This window comes from Variovorax sp. WS11, assembly GCF_010499245.1.
Lineage (GTDB): Bacteria > Pseudomonadota > Gammaproteobacteria > Burkholderiales > Burkholderiaceae_C > Variovorax.
Map to the genome: position 1 here is coordinate 2,156,391 of NZ_JAAGOW010000001.1, position 18,509 is coordinate 2,174,899.

Consider the following 18,509-nt stretch of genomic DNA (forward strand, 5'->3'; position numbering starts at 1 on the left):
CAGGGCCTATGGAGACTTGGGCTCGGGATAATCGCGCGATGCCTCCCGCCCCGAAGCTCCTGGCGCAGCGCGCCGTCCGCCTCTTCTTCCTGCTCGCCGCGCTGGCTTCGGCGCCCGCCCTGGCCCAGACGCTTCCGCCCGAGGTGGAGGCCGCGCTGGCCCGGGCCCGCGTGCCGCGCGAGGCCGTCACGATGCTGGTGGCCGATGCCGACGCAGCGCGCCCGCCGCGGCTGGCCTGGCGCACGCAGGTGCCCGTCAATCCGGCCTCGGTCATGAAGCTGGTCACCACCTACGCCGCGCTCGACCTGCTGGGGCCGGCCTTCACCTGGACCACGCCGGTGTACGTGGACGGGCCGGTGCGCGACGGCGTGCTGGCGGGCAACCTCTACATCAAGGGCCAGGGCGACCCCAAGCTGGTGCTGGAGCGCCTGTGGCTGCTGCTGCGGCGGGTGCAGGGGCTGGGCATCCACACCATTGCCGGCGACATCGTGCTGGACCGCAGCGCCTTCGAAGTGGCCGAGACCGATCCGGCCGCCTTCGACGGCGAGGGCCAGCGGCCCTACAACGCCTCGCCCGATGCGCTGCTGATCAATTTCAAGTCGGTCGTCATGACCTTCCAGCCGAACCGCGACGGGCAGACGGCGCAGGTCAATTTCGAGCCCTTCCTGAGCGGCGTGAGCACGCAGTCGACGGTGCCGCTGTCCGCCGGCGAGTGCGGCGATTGGCGCGCCGCGCTGGCGCCGGCCTTCGGCGACCCGGCGCGCATGGGCTTCGCAGGCAGCTACCCGGCCGCCTGCGGCGAGAAGACCTGGGCGGTGGCCTATGCGGAGCCGCGCAGCTATGCGGTGCGCGCGATCGGCGGGATGTGGGCCGAAATGGGCGCCAGGCTCAAGGGGCAGGTGCGCGAGGGCCCGGTGCCGGCCGGGCTCAAGCCGGCCTTCGCCTTCGAGTCGCCGCCGCTGGCCGAGGTGGTGCGCGACATCAACAAGTACAGCAACAACGTGATGGCGCAGCAGCTGTTCCTCACGCTCGGGCTGCAGCAGAAGAAGCGCGGCACGCTGGAGGGCGCGCGCGCCGCGCTGCGCCAATGGTGGAACGAGCGCATCGGCACGGGCGAGGGTCAGCCGGTGTTCGACAATGGCTCGGGCCTGTCGCGCGAGGAGCGCATCAGCGCGGCGGCGCTCGCGAAGATGCTGCAGGTGGCCTGGCGCTCGCCGCTGATGCCCGAGCTGGCGTCCTCGCTGCCGGCCATGGGCGTGGACGGCACGCTGCGCAAGCGCACGCTGCGCTCCGGCGGCGCGGCCCACCTGAAGACCGGCAGCCTGCGCGATTCGGCGGCCATCGCGGGCTATGTGCATGGCGCGAGCGGCCGGCGCTGGGTGGTGGTCGCGATCGCGAACCACGGCAGCGCGGGCGCCGCGCGGCCGGCCTTCGATGCGCTGGTCGACTGGGCGGCGCAGGACAACTGAGCGCGTCGCCTAGGCGACTGGAGCGCCGCTGCGGCTTGGGGTTTCCCTTGTCTTGCTTCGGGGAGGGCGGGCCTAGGATCGTGCGCCTCTTCACCGACAACAAACAGTAGTAGGAGTAGGAATGCCAGTCACCCAGCACCCCCTCCGCAGATCCGTACGTGCGGAGCTACCGCATACGGCTCCTGCCTTGGGTCGTGACGATCAGACGCTGGTTCGGGTAAGGGTGGCAGATGGTCGGAACAGGCAGCCAGTGCGCCATCAAGCGATACATGCGTCGCCAAGGCAGGTCGTGGCGCTGGCTGCGGCGGCACAACGTGCGGTGCCACAACCCGACGACCTGGAAGCGGAATGCCCTCAGCCGCGCGCCGTTGCACGGCACGCCGAAGTAGCGCGCATGCCCAGTCACCACCGCCCGCAGGTACTGGCCCTGCTCCGGGATGGGTTGGTGCATGCGCCTTCTGAGTTCGAGCTTGACCACCTGCAGTTTGGCTCGCAGGCGTTTGGCACTGGTGAGTCGCAGGACCATGAAGTGGCCCTTCCTCGTCGTCCCGCAGCAATGCGTGAACCCCAGGAAGTCGAAGGTCTGCGGCTTGCCTTGTCCCTTGCGGCGTCGGTTCTCGCGGGCGAAGCGCCCGAACTCGATCAGCCGCGTCTTCTCGGGGTGCAGCTTCAGCCCGAACTGGCCCAGCCGCTCGGCCACCGCGCGCTGGAAGCGCTCGGCATCGTCGCGGAACTGGAACCCGGCAACCCAATCGTCGGCGTAGCGCACGACGATCACGTCGCCTCGGGCATGGCGCCCCCTCCACTGCTTGACCCACAGGTCGAACGCATAGTGCAGGTAGATGTTGGCCAGCAGCGGGCTGATGCTCCCACCCTGAACCGTACCCAACTCACTTTGCGTCAGCCTGCCGTCTTCCAGCACGCCCGCGTGCAGCCATTTCTTGATCAGCCGCACCACGCGCGCGTCAGCCACGCGGTGTTCGATGAACTTCACCAGCCAGTCCCTTTCGATCGTGTCGAAGAACTTGGCTATGTCCGCATCGAGTATCCAGTTCACTCGTCTGCTGCTCACACCTACCGCCACGGCATCCAGCGCGTTGTGCGCGCTCTTGCCGGGCCTGAAGCCGTAGCTGAACCCGAGGAAGTCCTGCTCGTAGATGGCGTTCAACACTTCGACCGTGGCGCGCTGCACGAGCTTGTCCTCCAGCGCCGGCACGCCCAGCGGGCGCTTGCTGCCGTCGGCCTTGTCGATGTACACCCTCTTGACAGGCTGGGGCCGGTAGCCCCCTCGGGCCAGCCGCTCGGACAGTTCCAGGAGGTTGCCCTCCAGGTCCTGCCCGTACGTCTGCCAGGTCTGGCCGTCCACCCCGGCGGCCGCATCGCGCTTGAGCGCAAGGTAGGCCGCCCGCAGGCGCTCGACCGCGTAGATGTGATGCAGCAGTCCAGTGAACCTCGCACCACGACGGCCCTTTGCCGTCTGTCGTATGCCATCGAGCGCGGTTCCCATGTCATAGACCCGCACCGATCTGCGGGACATGCGCGCCGCGATGGCATTGCCCTTGGCCTGCCGCCTTCCCTCCACCGCCTCCGCCGCCGCAGGGGCTTCCCCCGCGGCCTTGTTCGGCAGCTTCTTCGGTACTACGCAGCAGTCCGACTTCCCGCGCCCGTGGCTCATCGTCGTACGCCCTTGGGCTTCACGATGCGCTCTGCAGCCAGCGCTTCCCAGCGCTGCGCAGAAGGACGCGGGATCTCCCGGTTCCCGTGCGAGGTGTTTCCGCGCGTGCGCGGGGTCTCTGACCGCGCGGGGTCCGATGCCGCCTCGCCAAAGCGGCAGCATCGGTGTGGCCTTCGGCTTTCTCCGACAACCTCGGCACCCCGGACCACCCGCAGCTCTCGCCGCGGGGCATGTATTACGCGGCTCGATACCCGGCCCGCGCGTACCCCTGTCAACGCTTCGCCCACACCCTCACGAATGTGTACGCATGACTCGGGGCCGCCGTAGCTGGCTAAGCCTTCAACGTATGACTCTTTCATTCACAACACCTCGCCGGTTTTGACCGGCGCACCGGAGACACGCATGAATCGTCTGCACCTTCTGAGCGCCATCGTGGCCGCCAGCCTGCTCACTGCCTGCGGCGGCGGCGGCGATGGCGGCGGCTTCGCCTTCATCGGGACCGGCACCGGGACCACCGGGCCCGGTACCGGCGCACTGAAGGAGCCGCCCGTCATCGTGACCACGCTGACGACGGCGCAGATCGACGGCGGCAGCGCCCAGAGCGGCCTGCAGGCGCTCAGCGGCAAGGCCAGGTGCGACGTCAACGTGATCTCGCTCAACTACAGCACCGTGGGCCCCAAGGGCGAGGTGACCAACGCCTCGGGCGTGCTGCTGATGCCGGCGGGGACTTGCGGCAACGCAGCGCCGCTGGTGGCGTATGCCAAGGGCACCGACGTGCAGAAGCCGCGCACGCTGGTCAATCCGCAGGACCCGGAGACCTTCATGCTGACCGCGATGTATGCGGCCCAGGGCTATGCGGTGGTGGCCACCGACTACCTGGGCTACGCCAAGTCCACCTTCCCCTACCACCCCTACCTGCATGCCGACTCGGAAGCACGCACGGTGCTCGACTCGGTGCGGGCGGCCCGTTCCGCGGCGGTCAGCGCGGGCGGCTCGCTGTCGGGCAAGGTGATGTTCACCGGCTACTCGCAGGGCGGCCATTCCTCGATGGCCGCGCACCGTGCCGCCGAGCGCGACAACGCCTCGGAGTTCAACGTGGTGGCCGGCGCGCACCTGGCCGGGCCCTACAACCTCTCGGGGTCCTTCAAGCTCACGCAGGCGATCGCGGGCTACCAGTTCTTCGTGCCCTTCATCGTGAACTCCTACCAGAAGGTATACGGCGACATCTACACCGACGTGAACACGGTCTACAAGCAGCCTTATGCCGGCTACATCGAGAACCTGCTGCCGAGCCCGACGCTGAACTACACCACGCTGGTTACCAGCGGCGCCCTGCCCGGCGCCAACGGCGAGACGCCCAACCAGGCGCGCGATGCGGTATTCCAGAGCGCCTTCCTCACCGATGTGCAGACCAACCCGAACAACACGCTGTTCCTGGATGCCAAGAAGAACGACCTGCTGGGCTGGAGCCCGCGCGCCAAGACGCTGCTGTGCGGCGGCGCCGGCGATCCCACGGTGCCGCCGGCCTTGCACATGGTGGCGGCGAAGGCGGACTTCGATGCGCGCGGCGTGACCACGGTCACGACGGTAGACGTGGATGCGCAGATCCAGGCGACCTACGGGCCGGGCGGCAAGGCGCCGACCGATCCGACCACGGCCGCCTACGCCACCTATTTCGGCGCCTATCACGGCACCTACGAGCCGCCCTTCTGCCACGTGCGGGCCAGGGCGCTCTTCGATACGGTGAAGTAAGGCTCAGGCTGCAGCAGCGCGCTGCAGCCTGTCTCGCACGCCTTCCCATTCGGGGCCGGCGGGCGGGGTCTCGACCCAGATCAGCTTGGCGCCTTCGGCATCGAAGGCGCGCAGCACTGCGAACAGCTGCTGGGCGGCGGCCGCGGCGTCGTCGGGCATGCGCCGAAGCAGCACGCGCTGCGAGCGGCTCTTGAGCAGGCTGCGCGACCACACGGCCAGGTGCGCGGCATTGGCGCCCAGCACGTCGAGGCCGGCCTGCAGTGCCTTGGCCTCCATCAGCCGCAGCTTGGCGGTGGGCGCGTAGTGGGCCTCCAGCGTGCCGGAGGCCCGCGGGTCGGGTGCCGCGAGCTCGTGCCTGTCGCGCAGCGGCTCGCCGCAGGCGGCCTCGATCTGGGTGCGGGTGATCGCGCCCGGGCGCAGCAGCACCGGCTGGCCGCGGCTGCAGTCGACGATGGTCGATTCGATGCCTACCTCGCAAGGCCCGCCATCGATCACCAGCAGTTCGTCGCCGAATTCCTGCTGGACATGCTGGGCGGTGGTCGGGCTCACCCGGCCGAAGCGGTTGGCGCTGGGGCCTGCCACGCCGGGCACACCCTGCTCGGCACAGGCCACGAGCAGGGCCTGCGCCACCGGGTGGGCCGGGCAGCGCAAGCCGATCGTGTCTTGCCCACCAGCCGTGGCCGCAGCGACGCCGGGCTGGCGTGTGACGATCAGGGTCAGCGGGCCGGGCCAGAAGGCCTGCACCAGCTTCTGCGCGAAGGGCGGCAGCGGCTGGGCGAAGCGCGACAGCGACTCGGTGCCCTTGGCGCCGGCCGCCACATGCACGATCAGCGGATGGTTGCTGGGCCGGCCCTTGGCCTTGAAGATGCCGGCCACGGCATCGTCGCTTGTCGCGTCGGCGCCCAGGCCGTAGACGGTCTCGGTCGGAAAGGCGACCAGGCCGCCGGCGCGCAGCACGCGCGCGGCTTCCTGGATGGCATCGGGCGTGCGGCCGTCGCGAACTGTCATCGCGCCTGGCTTATTCAGACAAGGGGATCGGCAGCCCCAGCAGCGCGGCGGCGAAGTCGGCCGTGCCGCGAACCGTGTCGATGCTGCCGCCTGTGATCGTGAGATGCCCCATCTTGCGGCCGCGGCGCGCCTCGGTCTTGCCGTAGAGGTGCAGGTGCGCGCCGGGCAGGGCGAGTACGTCGGCCCAGCGCGGCTCGACGGGCTTCGAGTCGTCGTCCGGGAACCACAGGTCGCCCAGCAGGTTCAGCATCAGCGCGGGGCTGTGCTGGCGCGGCGCGTTGAGCGGCAGGCCGGCGAGGGTGCGCACCTGCAGCTCGAACTGCGAGACGTCGCAGGCATCCAGGGTCCAGTGGCCGCTGTTGTGCGGGCGCGGCGCCATCTCGTTGACCACCAGCGCGCCGTCGGCCAGCACGAAGAACTCGACGCACAGCACGCCGACGTACTGGAGGCCTTCCGCGATCGCGACGGCCGATTCGACCGCCAGCCGCCCGGCCGCCTCGGGGACGTTGTCCGCATGCACCTCGGTCACGGCGAGGATGCCGCCGCGATGCAGGTTGCGCTGAGGCGGGAAGTGCACGACCTGGCCGTCCTGGCCGCGCGCGACGATGACGGAGCATTCGTAGTCCAGCGGCAGCAGCTTCTCGAGCACGCAGGGCACCTGGCCGGCGCGGTCCCAGGCCGCGGCCAGCTCCTCGCGGGTGTTCACGCGCTGCTGGCCCTTGCCGTCGTAGCCGAGGCGCGCGGTCTTCAGGATGCCGGGCAGCAGGTTGGGCGGAACCAGCACGACCTGCTCGGCCGACTCGATGACCGCGTAGGGCGCGCAGTCCACGCCGCAGCCGACGAAGTGGCTCTTTTCCCGGACGCGGTCCTGTGCGATCGCCACCGCGGCGGCGGCCGGCCGCACGGGCCGGGCCACCGCGAGATGCTCCAGCGAAGGCGCGGGCACGTTCTCGAACTCGGTGGTGATCGCATCGGCCAGGCCGGCGAGCCGGGCGAGGCCGTCGACGTCGGCATAGTCGGTGTGGATGTGATGGTGGCTCACGCGCCCGGCGGGGCTGTCGGCATCGGGGTCGAGCACCGCGACGAGGTAGCCCATGCGCTGGGCTGCATGCGCGAACATGCGGCCCAGTTGCCCGCCGCCCACCACGCCGAGCGTGGAGCCTGGCAGGATCACGCTCACAACGCACCCCCGCCCTGGGGCGAGAAGGGCGACACGTCCTGCGCATCGGGCGGCGGCAGCGTCATCGATTGCGCGGCCTCGGTCTGCTTCGCGCGGAAGGCGTCGAGCCGCTCGCGCAGCGCCGGATCGGTCACGGCCAGCATCGCGACCGCGAACAGGGCGGCGTTGGCGGCGCCGGCATTGCCGATGGCGAAGGTCGCGACCGGCACGCCCTTGGGCATCTGCACGATGCTGTAGAGCGAATCCACGCCCTGCAGGTGGCGGCTCGCGACCGGCACGCCGAGTACGGGGACTGTGGTCTTGGCCGCCAGCATGCCGGGCAGGTGGGCCGCCCCGCCCGCACCGGCGATGATGGCCGCCAGGCCGCGCGGGGCGGCGCGCTCGGCGTAGGCGAACAGTTCGTCGGGCATGCGGTGGGCCGAGACCACCCGCGCCTCGTGGGCGATGCCGAATTGCTGGAGAATCTCGACCGCGTTGCGCATCGTCTCCCAATCGGAGTTCGAGCCCATCACCACGCCGACCTGTATGGCTTGCTTCATGGTTTCAATTTTACGTTTCACCCTCAGCTTCCCGCGATGATCGACATCACCCTCGAAAATTTTCAGACCGAGCTGATCGACGGCTCGATGACCACCCCGGTGCTGCTCGACATCTGGGCCGAATGGTGCGGGCCGTGCAAGCAGCTCGGGCCGGTGCTCGAGAAGCTCGAAGTCGAGTATGGCGGGCGCTTCACGCTGGCCAAGCTCGACGCCGACAAGGTGCCGCAGATCTCGCAGCAGCTGAGCCAGATGTTCGGCGTGCGCAGCATCCCCTTCTGCGTGATGTTCAAGGACGGCCAGCCGGTCGACGGCTTCGTCGGCGCGATTCCCGCCGACCAGATCCGCGCCTTCCTCGACAAGCACGTACCGGGCCAGGACGAGCTCGAGGCCGCCGAGCATGAAGAGGCCGCGCAGGATGCGCTGGCCGAAGGCGACACCCAGGGCGCGCTGGAGCGGCTGCAGCATGCGGTCGCAACCGACCCGGCCAATGACGACGCGCGCTTCGACTACATCAAGCTGCTGCTGCAGGAAGGCCGCATCGACGATGCCAAGGTCGCCTTCGCGCCGGTCATCGCCAAGGCGCCGGCGGTGCGCCGCCTCGACGCCCTGCAGCGCTGGATGGATGCGATCGACTTCGCGGCGCCGGCCACGGGCGCGGCCCCGACGATCGCCGACGCCGAGTCGCGCATCGCCGCCAACAAGCGCGACTTCCAGGCCCGCTTCGACCGGGCGCGCCTGCTGATGGCCGCGCAGCGCTGGACCGACGCGATGGACGAGTTGCTCGACATCCTGATGCGTGACAAGAGCTGGAACGAGGAGCTGGCGCGCAAGACCTACATCGCGATCCTCGAGCTCATCGAGCCGCCCAAGCCCAAGGTGGCGGACGGCCAGATCCCGCCGGACGATCCGACGGTGGCGACCTACCGCCGCCGCCTCAGCAGCGTGGTGCTGAGCTAGCTAGCGACAAAGTGAGCGCAGGCTTATCTTTGGCATCGACGAAGCAGATGAGCCGGCCGGGCGTGGCGTTGGCGCACTGAACGGGCTGACATACGATTGGCGGGTTTCGATATGTTGCAAAGGAAAAGTCCGGCCATGCGCTTTCTCTTCTTGACGACGGCCCTGTTCGCGTCCTTGCTGGCGAGCGGTTGCGGCAGCGGCATCAACCTGGACGAGCCGATCGAAGGACCGGTCTGGCAACTGGAGCAGCTGGGCAGCGAGCTGATCGAGCCGAGCAGCGATCCGCGGCGCAACGCCCAGATCCAGTTCGACCGCAGCAGCGGACGGGTGAGCGGCTCGGGCGGCTGCAATCGCGTCACCGGCACCTACGAGCGCAGCGGCAGCACGCTGCGGGTGCGCCAGCTTGGCGCGACGCGCATGGCCTGTCCCAACGAGGCGAGCACCATCAACGAGACCCAGTTCTTCGCGGCGTTGCAGGCCACGGCCAGTTACCGGCTTCAGGGGAGTTCGAGGCTGTCGCTGCTGGATGCGAGCGGGCGGACGGTGGCGACGCTGAGTAACGGGAGTGCGGCGCGATAGCCGCGGCCCCTCGCAGCGCCCAAAAACATGTAGTGCTAATGACTGACTCGCCGTAACATCAGGCGCCGCCGCGTCACTGCGACGCCGGCCCCCCTGGGGCTCGCTCCAGCAGGTTCTGCACCCATCGAGGAGGAACTTGAGCGCGAATCCACAAATGCTGATCGCCGCGCCGGGCGCGACCCTTGGTCTGCCGCACCATCCCACCGTGGTGCTGGTCGCAGACCTGGTCGAATCTGTCAGCCTGATGCAGCGCGACGAGGCCGGCGTCATCACGCAGTGGCGGGCATTCGTCGCCCATGTGAGCCGCCTACTGACGCCCGACACGGGAGGCCGCATGGTGAAGAGCCTCGGTGACGGCCTCATGCTTGAGTTCAACACGGCGCCGCGAGCCGCCGCCGTCGCCCTGGCCATGCATGCGTGGATGAGGACAGCCTGCGACGGGCTGCCGACGCCCATGTTTTTGCGCGTAGGCCTGCATAGCGCAGAGGTCTACGCGGACGAGCATGACATCTACGGCAAGGGCGTCAACCTCGCGGCGCGTATTGCGACACTCGCGGGGCCTGGCGAGACGGTGCTGACCGCGCAGGTCAGGGACAGCCTGACGGACGGCCTGGACGGGACCTTGGAGGATCTGGGGGAGTGTTATCTCAAGCACCTCGATGAGCCTGTCAGAGTCTGGCGTCTGGGCGCAGCCGGGCAGCAGCCCGTCGTGATTGCAAGGAGGGACTACGCCACGCCCCTGAAGGCGACGATCGCAGTAATCCCATTCCAATCACGCAGCAATGCGCCGGATCACTTCGCAATCGGAGAGCTCATCGCCGACGGCGTCATCGGCCAGTTGAGCCGAACCGCGGACCTGAGGGTCATCTCCCGCCTGTCCACTACCGCGTTCAGAGACCGTCCGATGAGCGCCCAGGAGGTGCAAGGCCATCTCGGTGCCGACTACGTCCTCTCGGGGAGCTACGCGGTGCACGATAGCCGCATTCTCCTCACTTCCGAGTTGGCCAAGGCCGCCACCGGGGATGTCCTGGACAGCGCCAGGGTGTCGGGTGATCTCGCGGATCTGCTGGAAAAAGAGAGCGAGCTGTGCAATTCAGTGGCTGCCGGCTGTCACAAGGCCATTCTCGATTCCGAAGTTCAAGCCGCACTGATCAAGCCACTGCCGACCCTTCAGAGCTATTCGCTCCTGCTCAGCGGAATCGTCGGCCTGCATCGGTCTTCACCAAACGGCTTCAATGACGGCTATCGCATCTTGGGGACTCTCGCGGAAAGACATCCGACTTCGGGTGAAACGATCTCATGGCTCGTGAAGTGGCATGTACTGCGCGTCATCCGCGGGCTGTCGCCGAATCCCTCTGAAGACCATCAACGAGCGGCTGAACTCGCGCGCCGGGCGGTCGAGAATGCACCGCAGTGCGCTTTGGCGCATGCAATGAGTGGACTGGTCGCGGGCCTCTTTCAGAAGAATCTGGATGAGGCAGAAGCCCGGTACAAGAAGGCACTTGCACTCAATGCCAACGAGCCGCTGGCATGGCTGCTGATGGGTACCCTGCTGTCCTGGCAAGGGCGGGGCAGCGAGGCGGCTCGAGCCGCTGAGAACGCACTCGCTCTATCACCGTTCGACCCGCTGAAATACTACTTCGATTCGCTTGCGGCAGCGGCCATGCTCTCGGCCGGACGGCATGAGCAGGCCATCCAGCTGTGCCTGCGGTCCCTGCGAGCCAACCAGTGCCACACCGCGACCTACCGCGTATTGGGGATTGCACAGGTGCTGACTGGTGACATAGTGGGTGCCCACAACACGATCGCGTCCATGATGCGCTTGGAGCCTGGATTCAACGTGACCAAGTACCTGGATCGCTATCCAGGGCAGGGTCATCCACATGCGCAGATCTATGCGGATGCGTTGCTGCGCGCCGGCGCACCGACAGGTGAGCCAAAGAGCTTGTGATGAACTCGGAGGTGGTCCATGAGTGAACTTTCCAGCATGTCGTCGATGTCGAGCATGAGTTCGATGTCCAGCATGAGCTCCATGTCCAATCTGGGGGGAAGGCCCGGAGTTGCAGGCATCGCGGCGCTGTCGGGCTTGCTTGGCGAACCCTTGCTGACAGATGGACTGCTCAACGCACAGGGCGAGCAATCGATATCCCCAGGGGCGGCAGCCGTGCAGCGGTATGGAGATTTTCAGCCGGGTCAGTTGCCGGCGTTGAGGAATCAACGGCGGCTGGGCTGGTGGCAACCCGAAGTGCGGGCGCATATTTGCTCGCAGGAACTGCAGTGCGGTCTGCAATTGATCGCCGAAATGAAGCCAGACCGTCCTGTTGCGCAGCTTCTGCACGTCGATCGACAAGCGGCGGGCAAATATGTGGAGCGGCCCCTCATTTCCATCGGCCGACCCACGCGAGACGTGTTCGATGCTCAACTCAGCAAGGTTCAAGCGCATACGCGAACAGATCTGCGGCGCAAGAGGGCGCCTGAGATCCTGACTCAAACGGTGCCACAGGTTCCATACTGGAGCACTGTCGTTCCACTCAGCCCTTGGCGCACCCCCTGGACGTGGGAACTCGTCGGCACTTCATTGCATTTCGGCATGCAGGTGGTGCACCGCTTCAAGCACGCGTTCGCCGTTCCAAGACCGCACGAACTTTCACCTCGGATCCAGCCGATTCTCCTGGTACCGGGATGGGCAGCCTTTCCCAGCGGCCACGCGACCGAGGCCTTCATGTTTGCACGTCTCATGAAGTCGTTGCTCTCGCTGCAAGACGGTGACGACATGAGCCAGGCCCTTCAGCAGCAGGCCCTTCGGATTGCGGAAAACAGGGTCTTCGCAGGCCTCCACTATCCCGTCGACGGCATTGCAGGCCGATTGCTCGGTGTGACGCTGGCGGAATACGTGGCTGCTCGCTGCACGGGCACCATGTGGCAATCGCGCCAGTTCGATGCCAGCGACAGCCAAGCTCTGATGAACGCAGACCTTGACCTTAAGGATCTCGTTGGTAAGGCCATCCCCTCGCCGCTGGCCTTCAATCCGACCCTGGCGGAGTTGTGGGCCCGAGCCGCCAATGAGCTCGAAGAGCTCGGCTACCGCCCCTTGCGTCATGGCAAGACAAAGGCTGCCGGCCCTGCACTGACGCACTCGCAGAAGCGAAAGAGGCGAGCGAGCGCGCCGAGAGTGAACGCCGCGAAAGAGGCAGGAGGGACGCCGCATGTACAAGCCAACCCATGATCGCGAATTGGCGAATGGCATGGTGGACCCCTATTTTTTTTGGGCGGTCGGCACCGACTTCGCGGATCTGCCCCTGAACAAGGAGAACGAGGTACCGATACTGATCGAAGGTCCGGAGGATGCCGAACGAACGCGACAGATGATCAAAAAGTTGCGGGACGCAGGAGTCCGAGTTCCTTTGGATGCTGATGGCTGCGGTTCCAAGTACTTCACGGCGTACGAGCGGCTCGGCAACGACGCGCTTGCAAAGACGCGGACCATTGCTTCCGAATACGAGGCGCGGTGGGAATTGAGCCTGCCCTTCGCCAGCCCCTGAAACGAGGCCCGGAATGGTCACCAGCGCTACACATGCGCCGACGTCGATTCGCTCGACCTGCCCCAACATCATCGGCTTCGTCGACTTCGGTTGTGCTTTTGCCCATCCTCAGTTCCGACGATGCCTGCAGGATGCCGGGGCTGGGCCAGAGACGCGCGTCTTCGCACTGTGGGACCAGGAAGGAACCCCAGAGGGCAATCGAGCAGGCGCCAGCGGCTCTGGGCTGCGGCCGCCCGCGTGGAGAACCCCTGAATGCTTTGGCTATGGCGCGGAGGTCTTGCGCGACTGGCCACCCAGCGACGCAGAAGAAGGACTGCGTCTCGGCGATTTCATCGCCCAGTACGTGAAGGAGGGCGAGGTCGACCAACGTCGATGCTATGCCGACTCCGGCTACGGAGCCTTGAACGCAGCCACCACCCATGGCACCCATGTGATGGACCTTGCAGCAGGCTACCCCGACCCCCTCCTGCCACCGGGCAAGATGCCCGCTCCTCCCCCTACAGACGAGGACATCGTGTTCGTCCAGTTGCCGCGTCACTTCAACGGCCGGCAGACCGCAGGCCTCTTGCGCGCCCAAGTGGTGGATGCGATTCGCTACATCTTCAGCCGTGCCGCGGACCATGCCGCCGTGACCATCAACCTGAGCTACGGATCGAACGCCGGACCGCACGACGGATCCTCGCTGCTTGAGCGCGCGCTCGACGACGCCATCGAAGCACGCCGCGCGCGAGGCGGCAGCACGGACATCGTGATTCCGGCCGGCAACTCGCGCAATCAGGACCTGCACATGCGGCTCGAAGTAGGCAAGGACGAGCTACAAAAGATCATCTGGCAGAACATTCCACACAACCCAACCACTCAATTCATAGAGATCTGGCTCGACACGGCCGGCAACCCGCACGACTGCCAGATCCGCGTGAGCAAGCCTCAAGAAGCATGGCCTGCTGCGCAGGACGGCTGGATAGAAGTCGGGCAGATGGCACGCATTGAGGAAAACAATGAGTTGATCGCCATGGTCGTTGCGCCCGAACGTGTATGTCAGAGCCCTAACGGTCGAATGATTCTGGTGGCGGTGGCGCCGACAGGCCCGCTCGGAAATCGTGCCCCCGCCCCTTATGGCGATTGGACCTTCGAAATACGCAACACGGGTACGGAGCCTGTGACGGTCAACGCGTGGTGCGAGCGCGATGACCCGGTTTTCGGCTCCGGCGGCTCTCCCCGACAAGCCCGATTTCAGCACTCGAATGAAACCGGGACGCTCAACAGCATCGCCCACGGGCAGCAGACGGTGATCGTCGGGGGAATAGTCGGCATGGGTCTGGGTGGCGGGGAAGCGTCCTATTCCGGTCAGGGGCCGTTGCGTTGCTTTCCGACATCGCGGAACCTTCGCAGTTCGGTGAAGGGGATTGCCAAGGCCCGCCCTGACATATTGGCCATCAGCGACGAGAGCCCCGCCGAGCCAGGCTTGGCCGCGGCGGCTGTCATCGGCTACGGAAGCCGGCTCAGTGGCACCAGCATGGCCGCTGCCGTGGTCACTCGGATGCTAGTCGCCGAGAAACGGATCTAGCCATGTTCGAGTTCTGGAGTCGCCGTGTCTGGGTTCGCTCACCTCTCGCCAGCGGCATGCGGACCGGCACGCGAACTGTCCTGGCTTTTGCATTGCTGGTTGCCACGACCGGCGCTCTTGCGCAAACACTCCACTGGGCTGCTCAAGGCGATCCCCAAACAATGGACCCGCACTCTCACAATGAGTTGCTCACCAATTCGATGAACGGTCAGGTCTACGAAACGCTGGTGAAACGTGACAAGGATCTGGGCCTGGCTCCGGCTTTGGCCGTCTCCTGGCAGCAGACCGGCCCCACAGTGTGGCGCATGGTCATCCGCGAAGGCGTCAAGTTCCACGACGGTACCGACTTCAATGCGGACGATGTGATCTTCTCGGTCGCGCGGGCCAAGACAGCGAGTTCCGGCATCCGATCATCGGCGATGGGCCTGGGGGAGCCGCGCAAGGTCGACGCTCAGACCATCGAGTTCCAGCTCGCCAGGGTCAATCCCATTTTTCTGCAGCACGCCAGCCTGGTCCCGATCATGAGCAAAGTCTGGTGTGAAAAGCATGACGCTCGCGACCCGCAGGACTTCAAGAACAAGGAAGCCAGGCATACGGCGCTGCACGCGAACGGGACCGGTCCATTCGCTCTCGTTTCGCGTCAGCCGGACGTACAGACTGTTTACAAGCGCAACAACAACTGGTGGGGCCATTTCGACGGAAATGTCCAAGAGGTGATCTACACGCCGATCAAAAGCGACCCGACGCGGTCGGCAGCGTTGCTCTCGGGCCATCTCGATTTCGTACTGGATCCGCCTGTGCAGGACATCGACCGCCTGCGTAGCACGCCGGGGATCAAGGTCAAGGACGGCGTCGAGAACCGGATCATTTTCGTGGGCATGGACCAGCAGCGCGACGAGTTGCTCTACAGCGGCGTCAAAGGCAGGAACCCTTTCAAGGACCTCCGAGTTCGCAGGGCCCTGTACCACGCTGTCGACATCGAGGGCCTCCGATCCAGACTGATGCGAGGACAGTCCCTGCCAACCGGCTCCATCACGCCATCACCACTGGGCAGTTTCAATGGTCCGGAGATCGAGGCGAGACTTCCATTCGATCCGCCCCGCGCTCGCGCTCTCATGGCAGAAGCGGGCTATCCCGACGGTTTCGACGTCACCATGGACTGCCCCAACAATCGCTACATCAACGACGAGAGAATCTGCGTCGCCCTGGCAGGCATGTGGGCCCAAGTCGGCGTTCGAGTCACAGTGAAGGCGCAGCCTCGAACTCTCTACTTTGCCAAGTTGGAGAAGCAGGATGTCTCGATGTATTTGTTGGGCTGGGGTAGCGCGATCACCGACGCCGAAGCCACCTTCACGCCGGTTCTGCGCTCGCGTGGCGAAGGCGGCGTGGGCTATTACAACTTCGGTGGATACAGCAATAACAGGCTCGACGAGCTAGCCGTGGCATCTGCCAACGAAGCGGACCCGGCCAAGCGCGAATTGCTCATCAAGTCGGCGCTTCTGGAACATAACGCTCAGGTCCATCACATTCCCTTGCATCGTCAGGTCATTCCCTGGGCGATGCGCAGCAATGTGGACGTGGTCCACCGCGCGGACAACTGGCTGGAATGGCCATGGATCACCATCAAGCCTCCCGGCGGAAGCTGACGAACCGGAGTGACGCCCTCACCAGCGTTGTGGCAAGGGTCGTTGCAATATCAGGGTCCTGTGCTGCACAAGCAGGTAGCCGCCATTTTCCAGATCCTTTAGCAACCGGCTCACCATCTCCCGCGAGCACCCGATCTCGCTGGCGATGGCTTGATGGGTGAGCCGCTCGATGACGACCCGCGTGCCGTCGGCCTGCGCCTCGGCCCGTCCCTCGAGCAGGAGCCGCAACCGGCTGTAAACGTCGAGCAGCGCCATGCTGCGCGCACTCTCCGTCGCAAGCCTGGCCCGTCGGATCAGTCGAATGATCAGTTCGCGTGCCAGCTCCGGATCGAGTGCCAAGTGCCGCAGCATGGTCTCGCGCGTCACCACCGCGCACAGCGTCGACCCCATCGCCTGCACGCTGGCCGAGCGCGGCCCGCCATCAAGCGACATCTCGCCCACGTATTCGCCCGGCCCGTGCAAGCCCAGCGTCACTTCGCGGCCCCTCGCATCGGAGACGAAGGCGCGCAGCCGGCCCGAGAGCACGATGTAGACAGTGCCGCCCTGGTCGCCTTCCTCGATTAGCATGGCGTGCTTCCGATAGCGGCGCTGCACGCCGAGCGCCGCGAGCTTCTGGATCTGTGGCGGCAGTTCGGCGAGGGGGTCGGCGCGGGGTGCAGCGGGCTTCAGCGGCATGCGCGGACTATACGGCCCGCATCCCTCCCGGCGCGACTCGCCGACGCGGCGGGCGAGCCGCCCGCGCGCGCACCCTGTTCAGTCCTGCCCCACCAGCCGCAGCGAAGAGACGATCTGCGGCATGCGCGAGAGCTCGCGGACGATCTCGCGGACACTGCCGCGGCCGGTCTTCTGCCGCACGTTCTTGATGTGGGTGCGCACGGTGGAGACGCGAATGCCCTGCTCGCAGGCGATCTCCTGGGCGCCGCGGCCCGCGCACAGCTGCGTCAGCACGGCCTGCTCCGCCGGCGTCAGGCGCTTGGCACGGGCGAACATCTGCACCGTGAGGGTCTCGCAGCTCGAGCGCCGGCTGCAGATGATCAGCACGGCGTCGACCGCCGCGGTGGCGTGCAGCACGGCCAGCGGCACGAAGGCCAGCGAAAGCGTCTCGCCTTCGGGGTCGAGCTCCACGATGCTGCGGCAGTCGCGCTCCGCGTCCTTCAGGGCCTGGCGCAGCTTGGCCTGCCAGGCAGGCTGGGCCGCCGACAGGGTGCCATCGACATCCCGCAGCGCGCGCCCGCCCACGAGCTCGCGACGCGCCGGCCGGTTGGCATGCAGGATACGGCCGCTCAGGTCGACGAGCAGCAGGCCGTGGTCCATTTCGTCGAGCACGCGCGCCAGCAGGCCGGCTTGCAGGGAGTCTGACGTGGGCCTATCGGCGCGGGCTTCGCAGGGGGGAGCGAGCAGTTCGGCAATCAGGTTCATGGCACTTTCCTCATCCGTTGTAATGAGGACAAGTGTGCGAAATCGTGGCTTCGCCGGGCGGTGACTATTGCCGGCGGATTTGTGATTTATTCACGTCCTGCGGCCCCGAGAGGCTTCAGCCGGTCAGCCGCTGCAGCGCCTCGCGGTACTTGGCGGCCGTCTTCTCGATCACGTCGGTGGGCAGCCGCGGCGCCGGCGGGGTCTTGTCCCAGGGCTTGCCGTTGACCTTGACACCCTCCAGCCAGTCGCGCACGAACTGCTTGTCGTAGCTCGGCGGGTTGGCGCCGGCAGCCAGCGCCGCCTGGTAGCCCTCGATGGGCCAGTAGCGCGAGCTGTCGGGGGTGAGCACTTCGTCCATCAGGACCAGGGTGCCGGCCTCGTCGAGGCCGAACTCGAACTTGGTGTCGGCAATGATCATGCCCTTGGTCAACGCGATGGCGGCGGCCGCCTCGTAGATCGCAATGCTGGTGTCGCGGATCTGCTGCGCGAGCGCGGGGCCGACCACCTCGACCACGCGCTCGTAGCTGATGTTCTCGTCGTGCGCGCCCGCGGCCGCCTTGGCTGCGGGCGTGAAGATCGGCAGCGGCAGCTTGCTGGCATTGCCCAGGCCCTCGGGCAGCGGCACACCGCAAACGGAACGGCTCTCCTGGTATTCCTTCCAGCCGCTACCCGCGAGGTAGCCGCGCACCACCGCCTCGACCGGGATCGGCTTGAGGCGCTTGACCAGCATCGAGCGGTCGCGGACCTGGGGCACCTCGGCCGCCGTCACCACGCTCTCGGGCGCCTCGCCGGTCAGGTGGTTGGGGCACAGGTGGCCCAGCCGGTCGAACCACCACAGCGCCATCTGCGTCAGGATCACGCCCTTGCCCGGGATCGGCTCGCCCATGATCACGTCGAAGGCCGAGAGGCGGTCGCTCGCGACCATCAGGATGCGGTCCTCGCCGACCGCGTAGTTGTCGCGCACCTTGCCGCGCGCGAGCAGGGGCAGGCTCTGGATGGAGGAAGTGTGGACGGTGGTCATGGCGGGTGATGGAACAGCGGAAACGGGGGACGACCGAGATTGTGCGCGTGAAAAATGGCCCCCACGCTCCCTCACTTCGTGTGGTCGCTGCCCCCCGAGGGGGTTTTTCATCTTGGGGCGGCCCGGCGATGAAAAAAGCCACCGCGAGGGTGGCT

General features: G+C 66.6%; 16 protein-coding genes. 9 read left to right on the forward strand and 7 right to left on the reverse strand.

Going from position 1 to position 18,509, the window contains the following annotated elements; translation table 11 throughout:
- The first annotated feature begins 38 nt into the window (after positions 1-38).
- On the forward strand, positions 39-1,469 hold the full coding sequence (gene dacB, locus GXN78_RS10665) for a D-alanyl-D-alanine carboxypeptidase/D-alanyl-D-alanine-endopeptidase (RefSeq protein WP_106561119.1): 1,431 nt from the start codon (positions 39-41) through the stop codon (positions 1,467-1,469).
- A 166-nt stretch (positions 1,470-1,635) separates the two neighbouring features.
- On the opposite strand, the gene ltrA is transcribed toward dacB, so the two are convergent.
- Positions 1,636-3,144 (reverse strand): group II intron reverse transcriptase/maturase, encoded by a 1,509-nt coding sequence (ltrA, locus tag GXN78_RS10670; RefSeq protein WP_164255407.1) that lies wholly within the window; start codon positions 3,142-3,144, stop codon positions 1,636-1,638.
- 402 nt (positions 3,145-3,546) lie between these two features.
- Here ltrA and GXN78_RS10675 point away from each other — a divergent pair, with 402 nt between their 5' ends.
- Positions 3,547-4,896, forward strand: a complete 1,350-nt coding sequence (locus GXN78_RS10675; protein ID WP_106560796.1) for a lipase family protein — start codon at positions 3,547-3,549, stop codon at positions 4,894-4,896.
- 3 nt (positions 4,897-4,899) lie between these two features.
- Here the strand turns inward: GXN78_RS10675 and GXN78_RS10680 are convergent, their stop codons facing one another.
- From GXN78_RS10680 to purE, 3 genes are read right to left on the reverse strand one after another with little or no spacing between them, the layout of a single operon-like run.
- A complete protein-coding gene (locus GXN78_RS10680; RefSeq protein ID WP_106560797.1) occupies positions 4,900-5,904 on the reverse strand; it encodes an L-threonylcarbamoyladenylate synthase in 1,005 nt (334 codons plus the stop codon).
- A 10-nt stretch (positions 5,905-5,914) separates the two neighbouring features.
- A complete protein-coding gene (locus tag GXN78_RS10685; protein WP_106560819.1) occupies positions 5,915-7,078 on the reverse strand; it encodes a 5-(carboxyamino)imidazole ribonucleotide synthase in 1,164 nt (387 codons plus the stop codon).
- Between the two features lie 2 nt (positions 7,079-7,080).
- Positions 7,081-7,623, reverse strand: coding sequence for a 5-(carboxyamino)imidazole ribonucleotide mutase (gene purE / locus GXN78_RS10690; RefSeq protein WP_106560798.1), 543 nt, complete (start codon positions 7,621-7,623; stop codon positions 7,081-7,083).
- Between the two features lie 36 nt (positions 7,624-7,659).
- Here purE and GXN78_RS10695 point away from each other — a divergent pair, with 36 nt between their 5' ends.
- From GXN78_RS10695 to GXN78_RS10725, 7 genes are all read left to right on the forward strand, one after another.
- Positions 7,660-8,580 (forward strand): tetratricopeptide repeat protein, encoded by a 921-nt coding sequence (locus tag GXN78_RS10695; protein ID WP_106560799.1) that lies wholly within the window; start codon positions 7,660-7,662, stop codon positions 8,578-8,580.
- Between the two features lie 135 nt (positions 8,581-8,715).
- Entirely contained in the window at positions 8,716-9,159 is a 444-nt protein-coding gene (locus tag GXN78_RS10700) for an META domain-containing protein (RefSeq protein WP_106560800.1), read from the forward strand.
- 154 nt (positions 9,160-9,313) lie between these two features.
- Complete coding sequence (locus GXN78_RS10705; RefSeq protein ID WP_106560801.1) at positions 9,314-11,110, forward strand: adenylate/guanylate cyclase domain-containing protein; 1,797 nt, start codon at positions 9,314-9,316, stop codon at positions 11,108-11,110.
- 18 nt (positions 11,111-11,128) lie between these two features.
- A complete protein-coding gene (locus GXN78_RS10710; protein ID WP_106560802.1) occupies positions 11,129-12,385 on the forward strand; it encodes a phosphatase PAP2 family protein in 1,257 nt (418 codons plus the stop codon).
- Positions 12,366-12,701, forward strand: coding sequence for a hypothetical protein (locus GXN78_RS10715; RefSeq protein WP_146163197.1), 336 nt, complete (start codon positions 12,366-12,368; stop codon positions 12,699-12,701). Before GXN78_RS10710 ends, GXN78_RS10715 begins: the two co-directional genes overlap by 20 nt.
- 13 nt (positions 12,702-12,714) lie before the next feature.
- Complete coding sequence (locus GXN78_RS10720; protein WP_106560804.1) at positions 12,715-14,268, forward strand: S8 family serine peptidase; 1,554 nt, start codon at positions 12,715-12,717, stop codon at positions 14,266-14,268.
- 56 nt (positions 14,269-14,324) lie between these two features.
- Complete coding sequence (locus tag GXN78_RS10725; RefSeq protein WP_106560820.1) at positions 14,325-15,914, forward strand: ABC transporter substrate-binding protein; 1,590 nt, start codon at positions 14,325-14,327, stop codon at positions 15,912-15,914.
- Between the two features lie 18 nt (positions 15,915-15,932).
- Here the strand turns inward: GXN78_RS10725 and GXN78_RS10730 are convergent, their stop codons facing one another.
- From GXN78_RS10730 to GXN78_RS10740, 3 genes are all read right to left on the reverse strand, one after another.
- The gene (locus GXN78_RS10730; RefSeq protein WP_106560805.1) at positions 15,933-16,589 is read right to left on the reverse strand and encodes a Crp/Fnr family transcriptional regulator; all 657 of its coding nucleotides are present in this window, start codon (positions 16,587-16,589) and stop codon (positions 15,933-15,935) included.
- 78 nt (positions 16,590-16,667) lie between these two features.
- A complete protein-coding gene (locus tag GXN78_RS10735) occupies positions 16,668-17,333 on the reverse strand; it encodes a LuxR C-terminal-related transcriptional regulator (protein ID WP_106560806.1) in 666 nt (221 codons plus the stop codon).
- Between the two features lie 115 nt (positions 17,334-17,448).
- Positions 17,449-18,354, reverse strand: a complete 906-nt coding sequence (locus GXN78_RS10740; protein ID WP_106560807.1) for a phosphoribosylaminoimidazolesuccinocarboxamide synthase — start codon at positions 18,352-18,354, stop codon at positions 17,449-17,451.
- Positions 18,355-18,509 lie beyond the last annotated feature (155 nt).